The 21,456-nt window shown below is 72.8% G+C and carries 22 protein-coding genes; 13 read left to right on the forward strand and 9 right to left on the reverse strand.

Annotated elements, in window-relative coordinates; translation table 11 throughout:
* Positions 1-92: 92 nt before the first annotated feature.
* Both A6V29_RS12340 and A6V29_RS12345 read left to right on the forward strand, forming a co-directional pair.
* On the forward strand, positions 93-1,430 hold the full coding sequence (locus tag A6V29_RS12340; RefSeq protein WP_137160570.1) for a cytochrome P450: 1,338 nt from the start codon (positions 93-95) through the stop codon (positions 1,428-1,430).
* Between the two features lie 10 nt (positions 1,431-1,440).
* Positions 1,441-2,682: an NAD(P)/FAD-dependent oxidoreductase gene (locus tag A6V29_RS12345; protein ID WP_137160571.1), complete on the forward strand. Its 1,242-nt coding sequence runs from the start codon at positions 1,441-1,443 to the stop codon at positions 2,680-2,682.
* Here the strand turns inward: A6V29_RS12345 and A6V29_RS12350 are convergent.
* On the reverse strand, positions 2,639-3,307 hold the full coding sequence (locus tag A6V29_RS12350) for a TetR/AcrR family transcriptional regulator (RefSeq protein ID WP_212719326.1): 669 nt from the start codon (positions 3,305-3,307) through the stop codon (positions 2,639-2,641). The two genes, A6V29_RS12345 and A6V29_RS12350, sit on opposite strands and share 44 nt — an antisense overlap.
* A 117-nt stretch (positions 3,308-3,424) precedes the next feature.
* Between A6V29_RS12350 and A6V29_RS12355 the strand changes: the two genes are divergently transcribed.
* Both A6V29_RS12355 and A6V29_RS12360 read left to right on the forward strand, forming a co-directional pair.
* Positions 3,425-4,198 (forward strand): SDR family NAD(P)-dependent oxidoreductase, encoded by a 774-nt coding sequence (locus A6V29_RS12355; protein ID WP_137160572.1) that lies wholly within the window; start codon positions 3,425-3,427, stop codon positions 4,196-4,198.
* Between the two features lie 115 nt (positions 4,199-4,313).
* Complete coding sequence (locus tag A6V29_RS12360; RefSeq protein ID WP_137160573.1) at positions 4,314-5,078, forward strand: crotonase/enoyl-CoA hydratase family protein; 765 nt, start codon at positions 4,314-4,316, stop codon at positions 5,076-5,078.
* Positions 5,079-5,133: 55 nt separating this feature from the next.
* On the opposite strand, the gene A6V29_RS12365 is transcribed toward A6V29_RS12360, so the two are convergent.
* Positions 5,134-6,240: an FUSC family protein gene (locus A6V29_RS12365; protein WP_137160574.1), complete on the reverse strand. Its 1,107-nt coding sequence runs from the start codon at positions 6,238-6,240 to the stop codon at positions 5,134-5,136.
* A 94-nt stretch (positions 6,241-6,334) separates the two neighbouring features.
* Positions 6,335-6,685, reverse strand: a complete 351-nt coding sequence (locus A6V29_RS22200; protein ID WP_137160575.1) for a helix-turn-helix domain-containing protein — start codon at positions 6,683-6,685, stop codon at positions 6,335-6,337.
* A 351-nt stretch (positions 6,686-7,036) separates the two neighbouring features.
* Between A6V29_RS22200 and A6V29_RS12375 the strand changes: the two genes are divergently transcribed.
* From A6V29_RS12375 to A6V29_RS12390, 4 genes are all read left to right on the forward strand, one after another.
* Positions 7,037-8,716, forward strand: coding sequence for a class I adenylate-forming enzyme family protein (locus tag A6V29_RS12375; protein ID WP_137160576.1), 1,680 nt, complete (start codon positions 7,037-7,039; stop codon positions 8,714-8,716).
* A gap of 167 nt (positions 8,717-8,883) precedes the next feature.
* Positions 8,884-10,113 carry a 3-deoxy-7-phosphoheptulonate synthase gene (locus A6V29_RS12380; protein WP_137160577.1) on the forward strand — a complete coding sequence of 410 codons (1,230 nt, stop codon included), beginning with the start codon at positions 8,884-8,886 and terminating at the stop codon, positions 10,111-10,113.
* A 74-nt stretch (positions 10,114-10,187) separates the two neighbouring features.
* Entirely contained in the window at positions 10,188-11,465 is a 1,278-nt protein-coding gene (locus A6V29_RS12385) for an MFS transporter (protein ID WP_137160578.1), read from the forward strand.
* A 97-nt stretch (positions 11,466-11,562) separates the two neighbouring features.
* Positions 11,563-11,793 (forward strand): hexameric tyrosine-coordinated heme protein, encoded by a 231-nt coding sequence (locus A6V29_RS12390; RefSeq protein ID WP_137160579.1) that lies wholly within the window; start codon positions 11,563-11,565, stop codon positions 11,791-11,793.
* 60 nt (positions 11,794-11,853) lie between these two features.
* Here A6V29_RS12390 and A6V29_RS12395 read toward each other — a convergent pair whose 3' ends face one another.
* The 4 genes from A6V29_RS12395 to A6V29_RS12405 form a co-directional block, all read right to left on the reverse strand.
* Complete coding sequence (locus A6V29_RS12395; RefSeq protein ID WP_137160580.1) at positions 11,854-12,387, reverse strand: GNAT family N-acetyltransferase; 534 nt, start codon at positions 12,385-12,387, stop codon at positions 11,854-11,856.
* 119 nt (positions 12,388-12,506) lie between these two features.
* Positions 12,507-12,950 (reverse strand): thiamine pyrophosphate-dependent enzyme, encoded by a 444-nt coding sequence (locus tag A6V29_RS21650; RefSeq protein ID WP_249933196.1) that lies wholly within the window; start codon positions 12,948-12,950, stop codon positions 12,507-12,509.
* On the reverse strand, positions 12,908-14,245 hold the full coding sequence (locus tag A6V29_RS12400) for a thiamine pyrophosphate-binding protein (RefSeq protein WP_249933197.1): 1,338 nt from the start codon (positions 14,243-14,245) through the stop codon (positions 12,908-12,910). Before A6V29_RS12400 ends, A6V29_RS21650 begins: the two co-directional genes overlap by 43 nt.
* Positions 14,246-14,277: 32 nt before the next feature.
* Entirely contained in the window at positions 14,278-15,123 is an 846-nt protein-coding gene (locus tag A6V29_RS12405) for an SMP-30/gluconolactonase/LRE family protein (protein ID WP_137160581.1), read from the reverse strand.
* A gap of 236 nt (positions 15,124-15,359) precedes the next feature.
* Here A6V29_RS12405 and A6V29_RS12410 point away from each other — a divergent pair, with 236 nt between their 5' ends.
* The 4 genes from A6V29_RS12410 (at position 15,360) to A6V29_RS12425 (ending at position 19,722) form a co-directional block, all read left to right on the forward strand.
* Positions 15,360-15,917, forward strand: coding sequence for a copper chaperone PCu(A)C domain-containing protein (locus tag A6V29_RS12410; protein WP_137160582.1), 558 nt, complete (start codon positions 15,360-15,362; stop codon positions 15,915-15,917).
* Positions 15,918-15,970: 53 nt separating this feature from the next.
* The gene (locus tag A6V29_RS12415; RefSeq protein ID WP_137160583.1) at positions 15,971-17,113 is read left to right on the forward strand and encodes an AI-2E family transporter; all 1,143 of its coding nucleotides are present in this window, start codon (positions 15,971-15,973) and stop codon (positions 17,111-17,113) included.
* 166 nt (positions 17,114-17,279) lie between these two features.
* Positions 17,280-17,981, forward strand: coding sequence for a CPBP family intramembrane glutamic endopeptidase (locus A6V29_RS12420; RefSeq protein WP_212719332.1), 702 nt, complete (start codon positions 17,280-17,282; stop codon positions 17,979-17,981).
* Positions 17,982-18,123: 142 nt separating this feature from the next.
* Entirely contained in the window at positions 18,124-19,722 is a 1,599-nt protein-coding gene (locus A6V29_RS12425; protein WP_137160584.1) for an alpha/beta hydrolase, read from the forward strand.
* Positions 19,723-19,740: 18 nt separating this feature from the next.
* Here A6V29_RS12425 and A6V29_RS12430 read toward each other — a convergent pair whose 3' ends face one another.
* Complete coding sequence (locus tag A6V29_RS12430; RefSeq protein WP_170977854.1) at positions 19,741-20,241, reverse strand: MarR family winged helix-turn-helix transcriptional regulator; 501 nt, start codon at positions 20,239-20,241, stop codon at positions 19,741-19,743.
* Between the two features lie 41 nt (positions 20,242-20,282).
* On the opposite strand from A6V29_RS12430, the gene A6V29_RS12435 reads away from it, so the two are divergent.
* A complete protein-coding gene (locus A6V29_RS12435; protein WP_137160586.1) occupies positions 20,283-20,756 on the forward strand; it encodes a TIGR04086 family membrane protein in 474 nt (157 codons plus the stop codon).
* Between the two features lie 84 nt (positions 20,757-20,840).
* Here A6V29_RS12435 and A6V29_RS12440 read toward each other — a convergent pair whose 3' ends face one another.
* On the reverse strand, positions 20,841-21,302 hold the full coding sequence (locus A6V29_RS12440; protein WP_137160587.1) for a TetR family transcriptional regulator: 462 nt from the start codon (positions 21,300-21,302) through the stop codon (positions 20,841-20,843).
* Positions 21,303-21,456 lie beyond the last annotated feature (154 nt).

A 21,456-nucleotide genomic window follows, 5' to 3' on the forward strand; every position in this document is an offset into this window, starting at 1 on the left:
CAGCGCAACGTCCGTACCGCGACCATGCCGCCGTGAGCTGGTTGCGCAACCATCCACCACCTCTCCTGGAAGGCAGACGCATGACCACAGCCATGTCACGACCGGCGACCGATCTCTCCCCTGAGCAAGCCGAGGCGCGGGAACGCATCTACGCGGCCCCCCTGGAGTCGCTCGACCCGGCCAATCCCGATCGCTTCCCGACGGGTGAGTGGCAGTGGGTCTTCGAGCGCCTCCGCGCGGAGGACCCGGTGCACCTCACCGACGAGAAGGACAGCGAGTTCGGCCGGTACTGGTCGCTGACCAGGTGGGAGGACATCCAGGCCGCCGACACCAACCACGAACTGTTCTCCGCGGACGGTGTCATCACCCTGGCCCGGCCGCAGACCGCCCAGCAGACGACGTCGGTCTTCGACGACGGCACCATGACCGAGGAGGAGAAGCGGCGGCGCCAGGAGGCCGGTATCCGGTCCCTGCTCAGCATGGACCCGCCGGACCACGACATCCACCGCGGAGCGGTGGCCGAGGGCGTCGCCCCGGCGAGCCTGGCGCTGCTCGAGCCGCTCATCCGCGAGCGCGCCGGCGCGATCCTGGACTCGCTGCCCATCGGCGAGGAGTTCGACTGGGTCGACAAGGTCTCCATCGAGCTGACGGCGATGACCCTGGCCACGCTGTTCGACTACCCGCAGGAGAAGCGCCGGCAGCTGACCTACTGGTCGGACGTGCTCACCACTCCGGCCGGCCCGGGCCAGCCGGCGGAGACCGAGGAAGAGCGCATGAAGGCGATGCGCGACTTCTACCTGACCATGTCGGAGCTGGTGCAGCGCCGCCGTGGCGAGGAGCCGCGGGTGGACTTCGTCTCGCTGATGGCGCACAGCCCCCACTCGGTCAACTTCAGCGAGCCGGAGCTGTTCGGCGACTGCGTGGTGCTGCTCGTGGGTGGGAACGACACCACGCGCAACACGATCACCGGCTCGGTCTACTTCCTCTCGAAGAACCCCGAGGAGAACTCGAAGCTGCGGGCCAACCCGGCGCTGGTCCCCTCGATGGTGTCCGAGACGATCCGGTACCAGACGCCGCTGACCCACATGACGCGCCGCACGACCCGGGACGTCGAGGTGGGCGGGAAGGTCATCCCCAAGGGCGACCGTGTGGTCCTGTGGTACGTGTCGGGCAACCGGGACGACGCCAAGGTGGAGAACCCGGACTCGTACGTCATCGACCGCAAGAACGTGCGGCGGCACCTCTCCTTCGGCTTCGGCATCCATCGCTGCCTGGGGAACAAGCTCGCCGAGCTGCAGCTGCGGATCATCTGGGAGGAGATGCTGGCGCGCTTCCCAGAGATCACCGTGGTCGGGGAGCCCAAGCGGAGCCACAACCACTTCATCAAGGGCTACGAGTCGATGACCGTGGTCATCCCGCGCCGGAACTGAGCGAGAAGCCGTGACTCCGGCATCTGTCGTCATCGTCGGTGCGGGCGCCGGAGGTGCCCAGATCGCGGCCTCGCTGCGGCAGGCCGGGTTCGAGGGATCGATCTCGTTGATCCACGGCGAACCCGGCCTGCCCTACCAGCGCCCGCCGCTGTCCAAGGCGTACCTGCTCGGGCAGCTGGAGGCCCGCAGGCTGCTGCTACGGCAGGAGCACTGGTACGCCAAGCAGCGGGTGGACCTGGTGCACGACCGGGTGGTCACCGTCGACCGCGCCGAGCGCCAGGTCCACCTGGCGGGTGGCAGGGTGCTCGAGTACGACCACCTGGTCCTCGCGACCGGGTCGCGCAATCGCGAGCTGTCGGTCCCGGGTGCTCACCTGCAGGGCGTCATCGGCATGCGGACCCGTGCGGACGCCGACGAACTGGCTGCCCGCATCCGGCGCGGCGTCGAGGTGGTCGTGGCCGGTGCGGGCTTCATCGGCCTGGAGTTCGCCGCGGTCGCGGCGGCGCAGGGCGCCACCGTGCAGGTCCTGGAACTCGCCGAACGCCCCATGGCGCGTGCGGTCTCCGAGCAGATGGCGCAGTTCATCCGCGCGGCGCACGAGGGATGGGGCGTGCGGTTCGACTTCGGTCAGGCGCTGGCCGCCATCGACGGCGAGGGCCACGTGACCGGGGTGGAGAGCAGCGACGGGCGCCGTCTGCCGGCCGACCTGGTCGTCTACGGCATCGGCGTCGTCCCGGAGACCGAGCTGGCCGAGACTGCCGGGCTCGCCATCGAGAACGGCATCCGCGTCGACGAACAACTGCTCACCAGCGATCCTGACATCTCGGCCATCGGGGACGCAGTGAGCTTCCCGAGCGCGCCGGCCGGCGGCCGGATCCGGCTGGAATCGGTGCAGAACGCCGTCGACCAGGCCCGCCACGTGGCCGCCCGGCTGATGGGCGCCTCGGCGGGCTACGACGCCCTGCCGTGGTTCTGGTCCGACCAGGGCGATCTCAAGATCCAGATCGCGGGCCTCGCGCAGACAGGGGACCTGACCGTGGAGCTGGCCGTGCCCGACCCCCGCCAGAAGATCTTCCTGCGCTACCGCGGTGACCGGCTGGTCGCGGTCGAGACGGTCAACCGGGCCGGCGAGCACGTCCTCGCGCGGCGCATCCTCGCCGGCCACCGCAGCCCGTCGCTGGCCGAGGCCTCGGCCCCGGGCTTCGACCTCAGCGCCTGGCACGCGGCCGCGGACCTCGTCCCGACCGGCTGAGCGCGTCGCCGTCGGCCGCACCGGGCGGTGCCCAGGTTGCGGCGGGGGGCGCGGCGAGGACGAGGAAGGTGCTCGCCAGCCGGCGGCTGAATTCGTCGTCGACCGGCAGCCCGGTGACGGCGAGGCGCGCCAGCAGGGGTGAGAAGAGCAGCTCGACCAGCATGCCGACGTCGGTGTCCGGCGGCAGCTCGCCGCGCGCGATCGCCCGCTCGAAGGGCAGGCGCATGAAGGCGGTGTCCTGCCGGGCCAGCTCGTGCAGGCTGCCCCGAAGCTCCGGGTCGTCGGCCGTGGCGCGGGTGCGGACGAACGCCACCGTCGTCGGATCCCGGAACAGCCTCGTCAGCCCGCTGACCAGCGCCTCGACGTCGGCGGCCAGGCTGCCCTCGTCGGGCCGCGGGTAGTGCTCGAGTTCGCCCGTGACGAGGACGTCCCGGACCAGCTGGGCCTTGGTCGCCCACTGGCGGTAGAGCGTGGACTTGTGGACGCCGGCCGCGGCCGCGACGTCCTCGAGGCGCATCGCGGCGTAGCCCTCGTCGACCAGGAGGCGACGGACGGCGGCGTGGACCTCCTGGCGGACGCGGTCGCTCAGGCCACGTGGCCGGCCGCGGTGCGTCGTCTCGCTCACCCGGGGAGCGTCGCACGACGCCGGAAAACACCCAAGACTTCTTGCAACAGAGCGTTGCAAATAAGGTCCATCCCTGGCTAGCTTCGCCTCAGTTGTCGACCGAACCAGGGAGTACCCGTGCAGCTCGAGAATGTGTCCGCCATCGTCACCGGAGGCGCGTCCGGACTGGGGGCGGCCACCGCTCGCGCCCTCGCCGCGCGTGGCGCCAAGGTCGTCGTCGCGGACATCTCCGACGACAAGGGCAAGGAGCTCGCGTCGGAGATCGGCGGCCAGTTCGCCCACGTCGACGTCACCAAGACCGACGACATCATCGCCGCCACCGAGCAGGCCAAGACCCTCGGCCCGGTGCGCGTGCTGGTGAACTGCGCCGGCATCGGCTCGGCCATGCGCACCGTCGGCCGCGGCGGCTACGAGACCGCCTTCGACCTCGACACCTTCCGCCGGGTCCTCGAGATCAACACCATCGGCACGTTCGACGCCATCCGCATCGTCGGCACGGCCATGGCGCAGGAGGAGCCGCTGGAGGACGGTGAGCGGGGCTCGATCCTCAACACCGCCTCCGTCGCCGCGCTCGACGGCCAGATCGGGCAGGCCGCGTACTCGGCCTCGAAGGGCGCCGTCGTCTCGATGACGCTGCCGATCGCCCGCGACCTCTCCGCCATCGGCGTGCGGGTGAACACCATCGCCCCCGGCCTCATCGACACCCCGATCTACGGCTCGGGCGAGGCCTCCGAGGCGTTCAAGGACAAGCTCAAGCGCGACGTGCTCTTCCCCAAGCGCCTGGGCTACTCCGAGGAGTTCGCCACCCTCGCCGTCGAGGTGCTGGCCAACAGCTACATGAACGCCGAGCTGATCCGCCTCGACGGCGGCGCCCGCCTCCAGCCGAAGTGACGTCGAGCCGGGGGTGCGGTCGCTGACGCGGCCGCGCCCCCGGCCCGTCTCCGCCGGGCACCCGCCCGACCGCACGACGATCCGACCCATGCGTGACCGACCGAGGGAGAGTCCTGTGTCCGACGAGGTGCAGGTGGACCGCCGCGACGGCGTCCTGATCATCACCATCAACCGCCCGGAGGCGAAGAACGCCCTCAACAAGGCGGTGGCCGACGGCGTCGCCGCGGCAGTTGACGAGCTCGACGCGTCCGACGAGCTGCGGGTCGGTGTCCTGACCGGCGCCGGCGGGACCTTCTCCTCGGGGATGGACCTCAAGGCGTTCATGCGCGGCGAGACGCCGAGCATCGAGGGCCGCGGCCTGTGCGGGATCACCGAGACCCCGCCGCGCAAGCCGCTGATCGGCGCCGTCGAGGGATGGGCGCTGGCCGGCGGCTTCGAGCTGCTGCTCGCCTGCGACCTCATCGTCGCGGCCGAGGACGCCCGGTTCGGCGTCCCCGAGGTGAAGCGCTCGCTGGTGGCCGCCGGCGGCGCCGCGCTCGCGCTGCCCCGACGGATCCCGCAGTCGATCGCGCTGGAGCTGCTGCTGACGGGCGACCCGATCAGCGCGACCCGCGCCGCCGAGGTGGGCCTGGTGAACCGCGTGGCCGCGTCGGGCAAGGCGCTCGACGAGGCGCTGGAGCTGGCCGCCACCATCGCGGCCAACGGGCCGCTGGCCGTGGCCGCCACCAAGCACATCGTCCGCTCGGCGCAGGACTGGACGTTCCAGCAGGGCTGGGCCGAGCAGAGCAAGGTCATCGGCCCGGTCTTCGCCAGCGAGGACGCCCGCGAGGGCGCGACCGCCTTCGCCGAGAAGCGTGCGCCCCAGTGGAAGAACCGCTGACCACCTCGATCAGCTAGCTCGCGACCCCTCCGGAGGCTCCGGAGGGGTCGCGCAGCTACCGGGTGGGGTCCGACCGCTCCGGCGGCCGTCCCACCGACGCCAGCGATCGACGGACGTTCTCCACGATCCCGCCGGCGGCGAACAGGTCCTCGTCGGTGGTGGCGCGCGTGTGGCGCAACGCCGCGACGAGTTGCTCGAGGGCGTCGTAGGCCCGCTCGGTGGCCTCGTCGTCAGCGGTGGCTCCCTCCACCGACCGCAGGACGTCCGCGAGGCCGGCCAGCGCCCGCGCCGCCGCCGGCCGCAGTGACGGACCCAGGGCCACGTCCTCGTTCTCGGCGATCTCCGTCTCGGCGATGAGCCGGGTGAGGTCCTCGATGAGGAAGGCCAGCCGCTCCAGGGCCCGGGCCTGCTGGTACAGCCGCTCCGCCGTCCCGCGGTACCGACCGGCGCGCCGGTTCCCGCGCCGGGCCTCGTCCGCCTCCCGCACCGCCGCGCGCATCTGGGTGAGCACGGGTTCGACGGCGTGCATCCGGCCGCGCCACTCGTCCTCCGTCGGCGGGTGCTCCTGCTGCAGACCGTCGACGACGTCGTCCAGCTGCTCGGCCAGCGTCTGCCGGAGCCGGCCCAGCTGCACCGAGGCCGGCGTCAGCGGCAGCGGAGGGAACGCCGCGGTGACGGCGACGCCGACCAGCGCTCCGAGCAGCGTGAGCCCGGCGTACCCCAGCACGTAGTGGAAGGGGTTCGCGTGCCCGATGATCAGCACGAACAGCGCCGAGGTGGGCACCCACGAGCTCGAACTGCCCAGCCGCTCCCAGCCGGCCAGCAGCACACCGACGGCGATGACCGTGGCGATGGCGACCACGTTCGGTCCGAGGAGACCGTCCGCCGCGAGGGCGACGGCGGCACCCAGGGTGATGGCGGAGACCGCCTGCGCGGACTCGCGCGCCGAGCCGGCCAGCGTCGTGGAGGTGGCGAGGACCGCACCCAGGGGCGCGTAGTAGGGATAGTCGGCTCCCGGACCCGGGATCAGCTGCACGAGCACCCAGGCCGCCGAGGCCGCGAGCGCGGCCTTGGCCGCCAGGCCGAGCCGGGGGTGGGTCGCCAGGAGGTCCGACAGGCGTCGCGTCCAGCGAGCCGGCGGCCACTCGCCACGCGCGGCCATGCGTCCTCCCGGGCGTTGCGGTCGCCGACCTACCTACCCGGCGGATCCGCGGGCACCCGTCCCCGGGACGCCGGTCCGACCGCCCCTCGGGTACTCAGGCGACGTCGGTGCGGGCGCCGGCCAGGTACTCGCGCACGGCCGGCTCGGGCACGCGGAAGGACCGGCCGACCCGGACGGCGGCCATCTCGCCACCGTGCACGAGGCGGTACACGGTCATCTTCGAGACCCGCATGATCGCGGCCACCTCGGTGACGGTCAGGAACGAGACGGCGGGGCGCGGCGCGGGGCGCTGCAGCACCGGGGCGGCGCCCGCGTGCTGAGGAGCGAGGCGCTGGCCGGGGACGGCGGGACGCTGGCCGGGGACGGCGGGGCGGTAGCCGGGGCGGTGGGGGTGAGCGGCCGGGCGGGCGAGAGCGGGAGCGGCGGAGCGGTGGGGAAGGGACACGTCGTTCTCCTCGGTGTGGTCCGCGGATTGCGGGAGGGATGGCTCGTCACCGGCGACGTTGTGCGCCCGTGCTGCTACCGACCGTAAGTTCCCATCCCTGCTGTCACGAGAGTTGCACCGGACGAGACGGACCGGTCCGCTTCGTCAGAAGTTGTCGTCCACCGGTCGGGTGTTCCGGTCGCGCGGCCTGTCGCCAGGTCGATGGCGACGACGGTGCGCGGCGCACAGTCCCAACCCCCGGACGCGCCGCGATACGACTGTTGCCCACAATGGTTCGACCGTGAAAGTGTTCGCTGCAGCCGGGGTCACTCCTCGGCGTCTCGTCGTAGCACCGTCTAGGAGGCGTCGTCCGTGTCAGTGAGTCACGAGGAGGCCGTGGCGCAGGTCACGAGCCCGGGGCAGATGTTCGAGCTGGAGCCCTGGACGCGGCCCGACGGGGTGACCTACGACGTCTTCAAGCACGCGCCCCCGAGCATGCGCGAGATCTTCGCCCTGGCCCGCGGCCACGGCGATGCGCCCTACCTCGTGTTCGGTGAGGAGCGGCGCAGCTTCGCCGAGACCTTCGCCGAGGCTGACGCCTTCGCCGCCACCCTGGTCGAGCGCTACGGCGTGAAGAAGGGCGACCGGGTCGCGATCGCGATGCGGAACTACCCGGAGTGGGTCGAGTCGTTCATCGCGATCCTCTCCATCGGCGCGATCAGCGTGTCGATGAACGCCTGGTGGACCGAGGACGAGCTCGACTTCGCGCTCGAGGACTCCGGTACGACGGTGATCGTCGCCGATGAGCAGCGGGCCAAGCTCGCGGCCGCCTCCGCGAGTCGCCTCGGCGCCCGGATCGTCGTCGTCCGCGCCTCCGCACCGATCGAGGGCACGGACCGGTGGGAGGACGTCGTGGTCCCCGGCGCGCCGCTGCCGGAGGTGACCGTCGACCCCGAGGACGACGCGACCATCCTCTACACGTCGGGCACCACCGGCCGCCCCAAGGGCGCGGTCTCCACGCAGCGGGCGCTGGTGAGCTCGGTGATGGGCTTCCTGGCCCGCGGCATGGTGGCCGCCCTGGTCACGCCCCCGGAGGATCCCGACGCCCCGCCCGGTGGCGCGATCCTCGCCGTCCCGCTGTTCCACGTCACCGGCTGCGTGGCCGTGATGCTGGGCTCGCTGGTCGCCGGCCGCAAGCTCGCGATCATGTACAAGTGGGACCCGGAGGCGGCCCTCCAGCTCATCGAGCGCGAGCAGCTCAGTGCCTTCGTCGGCGTGCCGACGCAGAGCATCGACATGCTGCAGCACCCGAAGTTCAACGACTACGACACCTCGAGCCTGCTGTCGGTCGGCGGCGGTGGCGCGCCCACGCCGCCGGCGCTCATCGCGAACATCGACAACGCGTTCAAGGCCGCGAGCCCCGGCTTCTCCTACGGCATGACCGAGACCAACGCGCTCGGCCCGAGCCTGGCCGGCCAGGACGCGCTCGACAAGCCGATGGCCGCTGGACGCGTGCCGCTGCCCATGCAGGTCGAGATCCGCGATCCCGGCACCTTCGAACTGCTGCCGGTCGGCGAGCGCGGCGAGATCTGGTTCAAGGGCGCCAACCTGATCCGTGGCTACTGGAACCGTCCGGACGCCACGGAGGAGACGCTCGTCGACGGCTGGCTGCGCAGCGGCGACATCGGACACCTCGACGAGGAGGGCCTGGTCTACGTCGACGACCGGCTCAAGGACATGGTCCTGCGCGGCGGCGAGAACGTGTACTGCGCCGAGGTCGAGGCGGCCATCTACGAGCACCCGGCCGTCATGGAGGCCGCCGTCCTCGGTGTGCCGCACGAGCGGCTGGGCGAGGAGGTCGCGACGGTGATCGTGCTCAACGACGGCGCCACGCTGACCGAGGACGAGCTCGTCGGGTTCCTGGGCGAGCGGCTCGCCTCGTTCAAGATCCCGACCGTCATCGACATCCGCACCTCGCCGCTGCCCCGCAACCCCGCCGGCAAGTTCCTCAAGCGCGAGCTGCGCAGCGAGCTGGAGCCGCAGCAGGGCTGACCGTCGCGCTCGACAGCTCGGGCCGGACCCCTCGTGGGGTCCGGCCCGAGCCGTCTCGGCTGCGGTCCGGTGTCCGGCTCGGTCGGGCGGCAGGCGATGCTGGTGCGTGCGCGGCCTCGTCCCGGGTCGTGCACGATCGAGACCGGTGGAGGTCCACGGTGGACGCGATGCCTCATGAGCTGCCCGATGCGCTGCTGGCGGAGGCGACCCGGATCGCCGGCCAGCTCGTCGAGGTGCAGACGCGGGTGAACGCGCAGATCGACGCCGCGCTGGCCGAACTGCTGCCGGAAGTGCACCGACGACTGGGCGTGGCGGACGCGCCCCCGGTCGATCTCGGCGACCTGGTCAACGCCCGGATCACCGGCTCGAGCGTCGTCGTCACGCCGGCCGCCGTCGCCTCGGTCGTGCCACTGTCCCCGGCGTCGGTGACCACCACCCGGTCCGCCCGCCGGGCGGTGACCGACGTCCTCACCGGCGATGACGACCGGCTGGTCGTCATCGCCGGGCCCTGCTCGATCCACGACCCAGCCGGCGCGGTGGAGTACGCGGAGTTCCTCGCCCGCATGCGGGCACGGCACGGCGCGGACCTCGAGATCGTCATGCGCACCTACACCGAGAAGCCGCGCACCGAGGTGGACTGGAAGGGCTTCGCCTACGACCCGTTCCTCGACGGCTCGAGCCGGATCAGCGTCGGGCTGGTCGCGACCCGGATGCTCATGTGCCGGATCACCGACCTGGGCGTGCCGGTCGCGGCGGAGCCGCTCAACGCGCTCACCCCGCAGTACGTCAACGGGCTGGTCACCTACAACGGCGTGGGCGCCCGCAACGTCACCGACCAGACTGCGCGGGAGCGGGTGTCCGGTTTCTCCTCGGTGGTGGGCTTCAAGAACTCGCCCGAGGGCAGCGTGGACGCCGCCGTCCAGGCGATCGTGGCCGCCCGCGCCCCGCACGAGTTCCTCGGCGTCGATGCTCACGGGGTGAGCGCCCAGTTGTCGACGACGGGCAACGACACCGGCCACGTCATCCTGCGCGGCGGCCGCACCGGGCCCAACTACTCCGCCACCCACATCGCGTCGACCCGGCAGAAGCTCGCCGCCCGCGGCCTGCCCGAGACGATCGTCGTCGACGCCTCCCACGGCAACAGCCAGAAGGACCACCGCCGACAGATCGAGGTCGTGCGCGACCTCGCCGCACAGATCGCCGGCGGTGAACCGGCGATCCGGGGCGTCATGGTGGAGAGCAACCTCGTCGCCGGCCGGCAGGACCTCGACCAGCGCCACCCCGAGCGGCTGACCTACGGCTGCAGCATCACCGACGCCTGCGTCGACCCCGGGACCACCGAGGAGATGCTGGCGGTGCTGGCGGAGGCCGCGCGCAGCCGGCGCGCGGCCGGCTGACCCGGTCCAGGGCGTCCGGCCCGGGCCGAGGTCACCGACGGGGCCCGGCGCGTCGTGAGGAATGCTCCGGTTCCGTGAGACCCCTGTACGAGCGCCTCGTCCGCGTTCCCGAGGGCGACCGCGGCGGCACGACCGGCGACGTCGCCGCCAACGGGCTCCGCCAGATCGCCGCCCAGGCGCTGCAGAGCACCGGCGACCAGGTGGTCAACGCCAAGACCGTGCTGCCGTGGCTGTTCTCGGCGCTCGGAGTGCCCGCCGGGCTGGTCGGCTTGCTGGTGCCGATCCGGGAGTCCGGCTCGATGCTGCCCCAGGCGGCGCTCGTGCCGCGGGTGCGCAGGCAGCCGGTGCGCAAGTGGCTGTGGGTGACCGGCTCCGCGGGGCAGGCGCTGGCCACCGCAGCGATGGCGGTCACCGCCGCTACGGCGAGCGGCACGGCTGCGGGCGTGGCGATCCTCGTCGCGCTCGCGGTCTTCTCCCTCTCGCGTGCGCTGAACTCCCTGGCCAGCAAGGACGTGCTCGGCCGCACCGTCCCGAAGGGGCAGCGCGGTCAGATCACCGGGCTCGCCACGCTGCTGTCCGGCGGCGTCGCCATCACGGTGGGCGTGGGCATCCGCCTGCTCGGCGGGAACGATTCCGGCCCGCTGGTCTGGCTGCTCGTGGCCGCGGCGCTGGCCTGGGTGGCGGCGATCGCGGTCTACGCGGGCATCCGGGAGCCGGCCGGCGAGGTTGCGCCGCCCGTTGACGGCGGGCCGGGCTGGGTGCGGAAGTCGGTCGACCTGCTGCGGGCCGACGCGCCGTTCCGGCGCTTCGTGTTCGTGCGCACCCTGCTGCTGGTCTCGGCCCTCAGCCCGCCCTTCGTCGTCGCGCTCGCCGCGGGGCACGGCGGGGGCCTGAGCGGACTGGGCGCGTTCGTGATCGCCTCGGGCTTGGCCAGCCTGGTCGGGGGCCGCCTGTTCGGCCGTTGGGCCGACAGGTCCAGCCGTCGGGTGCTGATCTGGGGTGCCGCTGTCGCGAGCGCCGTCATCGCGGGCTTCCTCGCGCTGCACGCCGTCCCCGAGGTGCGCGAGTGGACGCTGCTGTACCCGGTCGTCTACCTGCTGCTCGCGCTCACCCACACCGCCGTGCGGGTGGCGCGCAAGACCTACGTCGTGGACATGGCGGCCGGGGACCGCCGCACCGCGTACGTGGCCGTGGCCAACACCGCGATGGGCTTGCTGCTGCTGGTGGCGGGTGGGCTCAGCAGCCTCCTCGCCCTCCTCAGCGCCGAGGCGGCGCTGGTCTTCCTGGCGTTGCTCGGCGCCGCCGGCGTGGTCACGGCCCGCACGCTGCCGGAGGTGAGCACCGGGATCTGACCTGGGGTTCACGGCCAGAGCTGGCCAGAGCGCGGTTCTTGCGAGAGCCTCCGGGAACAGAGTCGCAGCAGCGCGAGTCGATCGAGACGGAGTCGTCATGGAACTGGTCCCCGGCAACACCCTGATCACCGCGACCCCGGAGGAGGGGCGGCAACTGGCCATGTCGCTGGCGCGCAAGTCCATCGGCGCGATCCAGACCGACGCCGACGTGCGGAAGGGGCTCCGTCCGATGTACGCGAACGACCCGGACTCGCTGACGGCGGCCGCACACGTCGTCGCCGTCGAGTTCGCGACGATCGCGGCAGCCAATGACTACTGGCGGAGCTGAACAGCAGGCCGCCTCTGGGACAGCCGGCTCCGTCGGGCCGGCCCCACCTGAGGGGCCCGGTCAGGGCACCTCGGGATTCACGACCGACATCGGGTCCGGGGTGAGCGTCAGCACCATCGCGATCTCCACGGTATCCGTCTCCGCCCCCGCGGTACGGACCGTCCGGCGTTCGGCGGTGGGCCGGAACCCGAGCACGCTGGCGAGCGCCACGGCCGGGCCGTTGTCCGATACCACCCAGAAGTACAGGCGGCTGTGCCCGTCGACAGCTGCCTGGTTCACGGCTGTCCGCACCAGGTCCCAGCCGAGGCGGCTCCTCCGGTCCTCGGGGGAGACCCACAGACCGAAGATCTCCCCGTCGCCCGGCTCTTGACCCTCGGTGCCCAGCGCGACCACGGCGATCGCCTCGCCCTCGCGCTCCGCGACGAACCAGCGCGACCGCCGCAGCCGATCCCGCCAGAACTGCTCGTCCTGCTGCGCTTCCTCGTCGTAGCCGGCGACGAAACTCTCCGGGGAATCGCGGAAGGCCGCCAACCGGACGGTCCGGAGGATCTCCCAGTCGGCATCGGTCAGCATCCGTGCAGGCCTGGCGTCCATGCCGCCATGCTGGCACCTTGAGGAAACGTTCGCTTCGCGGCGCGGTTCGGGTCAGTCCTCGCTCGACGCGAGCGGGCGACGGCGGTGAGCAGCGCGGCTGGTCGACCCGCTGGCGCCCGTCAGGGCCGGGGGATGTTGCGCAGGTTGGCACGGGCCAGGTCGACCATCTTCCCGACGCCGCCGCCGAGGACCTGCTTGGTGGCCGACAGGGCGAAGCCGCGGACCTGGTCGCCGGTGATGGCCGGGGGGATGGACAGCGCGTTGGAGTCGGTCACGAACTCCATCAGGACCGGGCCGGGGCGGTTCAGCCCATCGGCGAGCGCGCCGTGTACCTCGGTCGGGTCCTCGACGCGGAGCGCCGTGATGCCCACCGCCTCGGCGATCGCGGCGAAGTTCGTCGGTTCGAAGTCGGTCTGGTAGTCGGGGATGCCGTCGACCATCATCTCGAGCTTGATCATCCCGAGCGACGCGTTGTTGAACACGACGATCTTGACCGGCAGCCGGTGCAGCCGGACGGTGATCAGCTCGCCGAGCAGCATCGCCAGCCCGCCGTCCCCGGACATGGACAGCACCTGGCGCCCGGGCACAGCGAGCTGGGCGCCGATCGCGTGGGGAGGGCATTGGCCATCGAACCGTGCGTGAACGACCCGATCACCCGGCGCCGTCCGTTCGGCGTCAGGTAGCGGGCGGCCCAGACGTTGTTCATCCCGGTGTCGACGGTGAAGACGGCGTCGTCGGCGGCCAGGTCGTCCAGCTGGGCTGCGACGTACTCGGGGCGGATCGGCCGCATCTTCTCGACCCGCGAGGTGTAGGCGTCGACGACCCGCTCCAGCGATTCGGCGTGCAGCCGCAGCATCGAGTCGAGGAACGTGCGGTCGCTTCGCCGCGCGAGCAGGGGCAGCAGCGCGTCGATCGTCCGGCCGACGTCGCCGTGCACGGCGACCTGCAGCGGCGTCCGGCGGCCGAGGTGCCCAGGGTGGGCGTCGACCTGGGCGGTGTTCCGCTGGGGCAGGAAGTCCCGGTAGGGGAAGTCGGTGCCGAGCAGGAGCAGCAGGTCGGCCTCGTGGGTGGCCTTGTGCGCGGCTCCGTAGCCGAGCAGCCCGCTCATGCCGACGTCGTAGGGGTTGTCGTACTGGATCCACTCCTTGCCGCCGAGCGCGTGCCCGACCGGGGCGAGCAACCGTCCGGCCAGGGCCATCACCCGGTCGTGCGCACCGCGGCAACCGGAGCCGCAGAAGAGCGTGACCGTGCGGGCGGCCTCGATCGCAGCGGCCAGGGCGTCGACCTGCTCCGCTGCCGGCTCGACTGGCGAGGGTTCGACCGCGAGGGCCGGCCCCTGGGCGGGGCCGCCGGACTCCTGGGCGGCGAGGTCGCCGGGCAGCACCACGACGGACACGCCACGCCTGCCGATCGCCGCCTGGATCGCCGCCCGCAGCGCGTGGGGCATCTGCGGCGGCGTGACCAGCTCGCACCACACCGAGCAGTTCTGGAAGACCCGTTCGGGGTGGGTCTCCTGGAAGAAACCGGTGCCGACCTCGGTAGACGGGACGTCGGAGGCGATCGCCAGCACCGGTGCGCCGCTGCGCTGGGCGTCGTACAGGCCCTGCAGCAGGTGCGTGTTGCCCGGTCCGGCACTGCCCGCGCACACCGCGAGCCGCCCGGTCACCTGCGCCTCGGCGGCGGCGGCGGCGAACGCGCCGCCCTCCTCGTGGGAGACGTGCACCCAGTCGATCCCGTCGGTGCGGCGGACGGCGTCGACGACGGGGTTGAGGCTGTCGCCCGCCACGCCGTAGATCCGCCGTGCACCGGCGTCCCGGACCATGGTGACGAGCTGCTCGGCGACGGTGGGCTGTGTCATGGGGACTCCTCGACGATGGTGTCGTCCTGCGCTCAGCCACCGAACTCGCGCACCGGCAGGCCCCGGACCCCCACGTCCGCTCGGAACAGCGAGCCGGCGAGCGGATCGGCGTCCGGGGGGAGGTTCTCCCGGGAGGTGGTGATGAACAACTGGTCGAGGTCGGCACCGCCGAAGGTGCAGGCGGTGGCCATGCCGACGGGGAGGTCGATCACCTCGTCGTGCCTGCCGTCGGCGGTGAAGTGCCATACCTGACCGCGGTCGGCGAGCGCCGTCCACACCCCGCCGTCCGCGTCGACGGTGAGACCGTCCGGCCACCCACCCTCGGGGATCTCGGCGAACGTGCGCCGTCCGTGCAGCCCGCGCTCGGGGTCGTAGTCGAAGACGGCGACGCTGGAGGTCGCTGTGTCGTTGTAGTAGGCGCGGGACCCGTCCGGGCTCCACTCCAGCCCGTTGGAGACGGTCACCCCCTCCAGCACCGTGTGGGTGCTGCCGTCGGGGTCCAGCCGGTAGAGCGAGGCCGCGCCGGGTTCCTGGTCGTAGGCCATCGAGCCGCAGTAGAACCGGCCGTCGGGGTCGCAGCCGCCCTCGTTCATCCGGATGCCCTCGTCGTCCCACACCCGAGGGAGGTGGGTGAGGGTGCCGTCGGCGTCCTCGAGGGCGAAGCCCCGCTCGACGCCGAGCACCGCGCCGCCGCCGCGACGGGGCCGGATCGCCGCCACGATCTCGCTGACGTGGCGGCGGCCGACGGTGCCGTCGTCGGCCAGGGACAGCACGTCGCCGGCCAGCATGTCCACCCAGCGCAGGCCACCCCACCGAGCCGACCAGACCGGCCCTTCCCCGTGGTAGGCCACGGGATCGGTCACCTGTTCGGCTTGCATCGGGCGCCTCCGGTTTCGCTCGCGTGAGGGTTCCTCCCCGTGGTGCCGGGTAGAGCGGCGGAGCCGAGCCCCGTGGCCCTGAGGAGAAGGACCTCGTTGATGCACACCCTTGTCCTCCTCGGCGCGAGCGGCGACCTGACGAGCCGGTTCCTCCTGCCGGCCATCGCGTCGCGCCGGTCAGCCGCGCTGCAGCGGTCAGGCACGGCACCTCGGTGCCGACGACGAGAGGAGAAGACATGGGTAAAACGAGGGTGACCGGCCGGTCCGTCCGGCGCCGGACCGGATCCGTGCTCGGCGCGTTGCTGCTGTCTCCCGTCGTCCTGGCCGGCTGCGGTGGGGACGACGCCGGAGAAGAACTGGGTGGTCCGGGCGTCGAGGCGTCGGTCGGGGACATGGAGCTGCGCAACATCCGGCTCGACAATCCGCCCGCCGGCATCTACCAGATCGGAACGGCGGCGCTGCTCGGGGTGGCGATGGTCAACACCGGTGACGAGGCCGACGAGCTGATCGAGGTGTCGGGTCCTGACTTCACCGGTGCGGTGTTGGACGAGAACCCGGAGTCGTCGGATCCGGCGATCCGAATCCCGGCGGAGGAGACGGTGTTCACCGACGGCCCGGACGGACCGGTGCTCGTCCTGGTCGGGATCGACGATCCCACCCTGACCAGCGGGCAGTCGCTGGAGGTCACCTTCACCTTCGACCGCGCGGGCGAGGTCACCGTGGACGCCCCCATCAGCGCTCCGCTGCGGCTGACCCTCGACCGCTGGCTCCGTGAGCAGGTGTCGGAGGACTGAGCAAACGTGTCGGAGCAGGGTGAGGAACCACGCGGCCGTCCTGGGCGGACGCCATGACGAGGCCGGCCGTCGACCGCCGTCCCTATCCGGTGTGGCTCGATCGCGGGGCAGGTATCGCCGCACGCTTCCTGGTGATCCTGATCGCGGTGGCCGCGGTGCTGTGGATGGCGCTCCAGGTCACGCTGGCCGTCACCGCCGCGGTCCTGGGGTTCGCCGTCGTCTCGATGCTGTGGCCGGTGGCTCGATGGCTACGCCGCCACGGGTGGCCGCCGGTCCTCGCGGCCATCACCAGCGTGCTGGCTCTGCTCAGCGCCTTCGCGCTGCTGGGCTACTTCGTCGTCTCGCAGATCATCGCCAACATCCCCGGGCTCGTGGATGCCGGTGCTTCGCTGGTGGACACGTTCACCGACTGGGCCGCGGACCTGCCGGTGACCGAGGAGTCGCCGGTGGCCCGCGAGGCGCTCGGTCAGCTCGAGAGCACCGTGGGCGCCCTGCTGGACGGTCTGGGTTCGGGGGTCGTGGCCGGCGTGGGCGCCGTCAGCAACGTCGCCACGGTGCTCGGCATCGCCATCTTCTTCGCGATCTTCGCGCTCACCGGCGGGGACAAGCTGTGGTGGCAGTTCAACGCGCTGCTCCCCGAGCACACCCGCCGGCCGGCGACCGACTCCTTCCGCGCGGTCATGACCACGACCGGCGGGTGGTTCTACGCCTCGACGCTCACCGGTCTGGTGGACGGCGTCCTGATCGGGGCGGGGTTGCTCGTGCTCGGTGTGCCGCTGGCGGTGCCGATCGGTGCCCTCACCTTCGTGCTCGGGTACATCCCACTGGTCGGGGCCACCCTCGCCGGCGTCGCCGCGGTGGGCGTCGCGTTCGTCGCCGGCGGCTGGTCGACCGCGCTGTGGGCCCTCGTGATCGTGCTCGCCGTCCAGCAGATCGAGGGCAACGTCCTCTCCCCGCTCCTCCTGTCCCGGGCGGTGAACTTCCCACCCCTGGTGACGCTGCTCCTCACCACCACCGCGGGGATGGCCTTCGGCATCGTCGGCCTGTTCCTCGCGGTGCCCGTGGTCGGTGCGATCGTGGCCGCGGTCGTGGCCTACCGGCGCAGCTCCCCGAGGTTCTCCGACCCCGACCTCGACGCGGATCTCGACCCGCAGCCCGATCCGGACTCGTCCGAGGTGACGACGCCGGCCCCTTGACCGCCGGACCGCGGACGGGTGCCGCGCCTCCCGGCGGTGTGCGGAACGACGTCCCGGGGTAGCTGCTCGCGAGACTCCGAGCGGCTGGGGGCAGGCCATGCGCGACACCTGGTGGAGCGCCGGCGGAGTCGTCCCGGTCGCCGAGCAGCTCCCGGGCTGAGGGTCCGTGGTCCGTCGCCCCGCAGGTGTCGTCCGGCGCTGGTTGCCGCTCGTGGTCACGGCCGGAGGGCTGCTGACCTGGAGCAACGTCGTCGTCCCCGCCGTGCCGTCCGTGGCGGGGGTGCGCGCCGCCGTCAACGTCGCCGGGACCGTCGGGCTGGTCGTGGTGGCACGGGCGGCGGGGCTGACGTGGGCGGAGCTCGGGCTGCGCCGCTCGGCCTGGCGCGCGGGTGCGCGGTGGGGCGGGACGGCGCTCGCCGTCGGTGCGGCGGGCTACCTCGTCGCCCTGGCCGTGCCGGCCGGACGCGCCGCGCTGGCCGACGCCGCTGCCGGCGGTCCGACCTCGGCGGAGCTGGTCCTGCGCGCCGTCGTCCTCATCCCCGTCGGTGTCGTGCTGTGCGAGGAGACGGCGTTCCGCGGCGTCCTGCTGGCGGTCGCGCGGCGGTGGCTGCCGGACCGGGCCGCCGTCGTGGGAACCTCGGTGGTGTTCGGCCTCTGGCACGTCCGCACCGCGCTCGACGACTCGGCGGCCGCGCCGACCCCGCTGCTCGCCGGCGCCTCGGTGGTCGGGACCGTTCTCCTCACCACCCTGGGCGGGCTCGTCTTCGCCTGGCTGCGGCTGCGCAGCCACAGCCTGCTCGCGCCGATCGGCCTGCACCTCGGCACGAACAGCCTGGGCCTGCTGGCCACGGCGGCCGCCTCGGCGTGACAGGGTCTCCGGGTGGCAGCGAGCGACACGGCGACCCGCGCGCAGGGCGAGGCCGTTCCGCTGCTGGACCGGCGCGGCTGGCGGGTGCTGCGGGCCGACCCGACGGGGCTGGTGGTGGCCACCCTGTTTCGCGCTGCTGGCCATGACGCCGTCCCTGCTGCCGCGCAGCTGGGTGTTCCAGGGCGTGGTCAGCGGCCTGTCGGCCGGGTTCGGCTACGGCTCCGGGGTGCTCGTGGCCTGGCTCGTGCGTCGCACCGAGCTGCACCGCCGCGCCGTGGTGTGGGCCGATCGGTCGGTGCCCGAGCGGGTGCGGCGGGGGGCGTGGACGGCGTTGCTGGTCGCGATCCCGGTTGTCCTGCTGGTCGTCCTGGTCATCGCGGCCGACTGGCAGCGCGGGGCGCGCGACCTGGTGGGGCTGAACCCGCAGACCAGCGCCGGCTGGCTGCGCGCCGCCCCGGTCATCGTGCTGATCGCCGCCGTCCTCGTCGCCCTGGCCCGCGGGCTCCGGCTGCTCGTGCGGGGGACCGCCCGGCTCCTGCGCCGCTGGCTCCCGGTACCGCCGCCGGTGGCGCTCGGCGTCGGCGTCGTCGTCGTGACGCTCCTGACCGCGGGGATCGTCGACGGCATCGTGCTGCGCTGGGCGCTGAACACCGCCGACGCCAGCTTCAGCCTCACCAACGAGACCACGCCGGACGGCGTGACCCAGCCGGAGCTCGAGGAACGCTCCGGCTCGCCGCCCTCGCTCTCGTCGTGGGCGACCCTGGGGCACTACGGCCAGGCGTTCGTCGCCGGTGGCCCCTCCCGCGCCCGCATGGCGGCGGCCTCCGGGCGGCCCCCGGCCGACGTGCAGGTACCGATCCGCGTCTACGTCGGCCTCGAGGGTGCCGACGGGTTCGAGGAGCAGGCCGAGCTGGCGGTGGCCGAGCTCGAGCGCACCGGCGCCTTCGACCGGGCGGTGCTGCTGGTGAACACCACGACCGGTACCGGCTGGGTGGACCAGGCCGCACCGGAGGCGCTCGAGCTCCTGTACGGAGGGGACGTCGCGACGGTGGCGACGCAGTACTCCTACCTGCCCAGCTGGATCTCCTTCCTGGTCGACCGCAGCCGCGCCGAGGAGTCCGGCCGCACGTTGTTCGACGCCGTCCACGCGCGGCTGGAGCAGATCCCGGAGGAGCGCCGTCCGCGGCTGCTCGTCTACGGGGAGAGCCTCGGATCGCAGGGGTCGGAGGCGGCGTTCGACGGGCTGCGGGACATCCGGGAGCGGACGGACGGCGTGCTGTGGACGGGGCCGCCGCACAGCAACACGCTGTGGAGCCAGCTGGTCGAGCGGCGCGACCCGGGCACGCCGGAGGTCGACCCGGAGTACGCGGGCGGTCTGGTGGTCAGGTTCGCCGATGCACCCGAGGACCTGCTCGACGAGGGCGAGCCCTGGCTCGAGCCGCGGGTGGCGTACCTGATGCACCCGACCGACCCGGTCGTGTGGTGGTCGTGGGACCTGCTGTTCACCCGCCCCGACTGGCTGGTCGAGCCGCGGGGCGTGGGCGTGAACCCGGCGATGAGCTGGTATCCCGTCGTCACGTTCTGGCAGGTCAGCGCCGATCTCACCAACGCCGCCTACCCGCCGATGGGGTACGGGCACAACTACGCCGCCCAGCTGCTGGACGCCTGGACGATCGTCGCCCCGCCGCCCGGGTGGACCGACGCCGACACCGACCGGGCCCGCGCGGTCTTCCTGGACTGATCGACGGCCGCCCTGCCGTCAGCGGCGGGTGGGGCCCGGCGCGAGCCCGTCGGCGAAGCGGCTCACGAGCCGGGCGAGGTCCCGCCGCTCCGCGGGGCTCCACCCCGCGAGCAGCCGGGCGAGGACCGCGGCTCCGGAGCTGGTGACGGTGCGGTGCAGCGCGACCCCGGCGTCGCTGGCGGTGACGAGGACCGCCCGCCGGTCGGTGGGGTCGGGCGTGCGGACCACCAGCCCGCGGTCGGTGATCCGGCGCAACTGCGCGGTGACGGTGGACTTGTCGACTCCTTGCCATGTCGCGATGTCGCCCATGCGCAGCGGCCCGTGCCGGACGACGCCGTCGAGCAGCCAGAGGTCGGTGGGGGAGAGGCCGACGGCGTCCGGCCCGGCCAGCTCGCGCACCACCGCCTCGCGCGACGCCCACCGCAGCACCCGGGTGAGCGCGGCGTGCAACTGGGCGTGCTCCTCGGAGATCTCGGCAGATCGATCCTCGGATCCAGGAACAGGCTCGTCGGTGGACACGCTAGTGAGACTAGACCAACTAATAGGAAAGGAGCACGACGATGACCACCGCCAACGCTCGCACGGTTCTCACCGACCGTCTCGTCACCTTGGCCCGCTTCGACAGCTACGCAGGGGCGCAGCGCCTCGTCGACCAGCTCTCGGACGCGAAGTTCCCCGTCGAGAACATCCGGATCGTCGGCAACGGAGTGCGCACCGTGGAGGACGTGACCGGGCGCATGAGCAAGGGGCGCGCCGCCCTGTACGGCGCCGGCACGGGCGCCTGGATCGGCCTCTTCGTCGCCCTGCTGTTCCTGATCTTCACGATCGGGCCGGTCTGGTGGGGTGTCCTGCTCACGACGGTTCCGCTCGCCGCCCTGTTCGGCGCGCTGGCCGGCTTCATCGGCCACTGGGCGACCGGCGGTCACCGCGACTTCTCCAGCGTGCAGTCGATCCAAGCCGACGAGTACGAGGTCCAGGTCGACGCCGGCCTGCACGAGGAGGCGCTGCGGCTCGCGGCCCAGAACGCCCGCTGACCCTCGCTCCCGAGGCTCCGCCGATCGTGCCGCCGTCCGGGTCCGCCCGGAGGGCGGCACCGTCGTCTGCGGGGCCGGGCCGGCTCAGCGTCGGAGCGATCCGGCGACCAGTTCCGCCGCGAGGTCACGAGCTCGCGCCAGCGGGTCGTCGTCGGGCAGTCCGGGCGTCGTCGCGGCACGGGCGGAGCGGCTGAGCGCGCCGTCGTAGAGCAGCAGGAGCGCGGCCGCCGCGCCGTCCGGATCCGCCACGCCGGCGGCCACCGCGAGCTCGCGGAGCCGCTGGGTCAGGAGCAGCGAGTCGGCGTCCAGCCAGCGCTGTCCCGGATGGTCGGGTGGCAGCTCGGTGGCGGCCGCCAGGAAGCCGCAGCCGCGCTGGTCGCCCGCGCGCCGGCGGCACAGCGCCAGCGCGTCGAACACCGACAGCAGTCGCTCGGTCGGCTCGCTCAGGCCGGCGAGCACCTCGTCCCACATCCGCCGCCACACCTCGTGCCGCTGCTGCAGGTACGCCGCGACCAGCCCGTCCTTGCCCGCGAAGTGGGCGTACATCGCCGGAGTTCCGGGCCGCGTTCGGGCTGTCCGCGGGCGTCGCGGGCGTGGTCGCCGCGGGCAGCTACGCCGGCTACTGCCTGGCGGCCCTGCTGGGCGGGCGGCTGGTGGGGCGGGGTTCCGCGCGCGCCGTGCTGTGGGCCGCCGGGGGGAG

This window comes from Blastococcus sp. CCUG 61487, from assembly GCF_005222955.1.
Classification (GTDB): domain Bacteria; phylum Actinomycetota; class Actinomycetes; order Mycobacteriales; family Geodermatophilaceae; genus Blastococcus.

Excerpts from the sequence above, each read along its gene's own strand:
- A6V29_RS12380 (WP_137160577.1), top strand. The coding sequence starts at position 8,884 with ATGCCTCATGAGCTGCCCGATGCGCTGCTGGCGGAGGCGACCCGGATC.
- A6V29_RS12395 (WP_137160580.1), bottom strand. The coding sequence starts at position 12,387 with ATGGACGCCAGGCCTGCACGGATGCTGACCGATGCCGACTGGGAGATC.
- A6V29_RS12365 (WP_137160574.1), bottom strand. The coding sequence starts at position 6,240 with ATGGCCGCGCGTGGCGAGTGGCCGCCGGCTCGCTGGACGCGACGCCTG.
- A6V29_RS12390 (WP_137160579.1), top strand. The coding sequence starts at position 11,563 with ATGGAACTGGTCCCCGGCAACACCCTGATCACCGCGACCCCGGAGGAG.
- A6V29_RS12405 (WP_137160581.1), bottom strand. The coding sequence starts at position 15,123 with ATGCAAGCCGAACAGGTGACCGATCCCGTGGCCTACCACGGGGAAGGG.
- A6V29_RS12425 (WP_137160584.1), top strand. The coding sequence starts at position 18,124 with ATGACGCCGTCCCTGCTGCCGCGCAGCTGGGTGTTCCAGGGCGTGGTC.
- A6V29_RS12435 (WP_137160586.1), top strand. The coding sequence starts at position 20,283 with ATGACCACCGCCAACGCTCGCACGGTTCTCACCGACCGTCTCGTCACC.
- A6V29_RS12410 (WP_137160582.1), top strand. The coding sequence starts at position 15,360 with ATGGGTAAAACGAGGGTGACCGGCCGGTCCGTCCGGCGCCGGACCGGA.
- A6V29_RS12400 (WP_249933197.1), bottom strand. The coding sequence starts at position 14,245 with ATGACACAGCCCACCGTCGCCGAGCAGCTCGTCACCATGGTCCGGGAC.
- A6V29_RS12440 (WP_137160587.1), bottom strand. The coding sequence starts at position 21,302 with ATGTACGCCCACTTCGCGGGCAAGGACGGGCTGGTCGCGGCGTACCTG.
- A6V29_RS21650 (WP_249933196.1), bottom strand. The coding sequence starts at position 12,950 with ATGTCCGGGGACGGCGGGCTGGCGATGCTGCTCGGCGAGCTGATCACC.
- A6V29_RS12340 (WP_137160570.1), top strand. The coding sequence starts at position 93 with ATGTCACGACCGGCGACCGATCTCTCCCCTGAGCAAGCCGAGGCGCGG.
- A6V29_RS12415 (WP_137160583.1), top strand. The coding sequence starts at position 15,971 with ATGACGAGGCCGGCCGTCGACCGCCGTCCCTATCCGGTGTGGCTCGAT.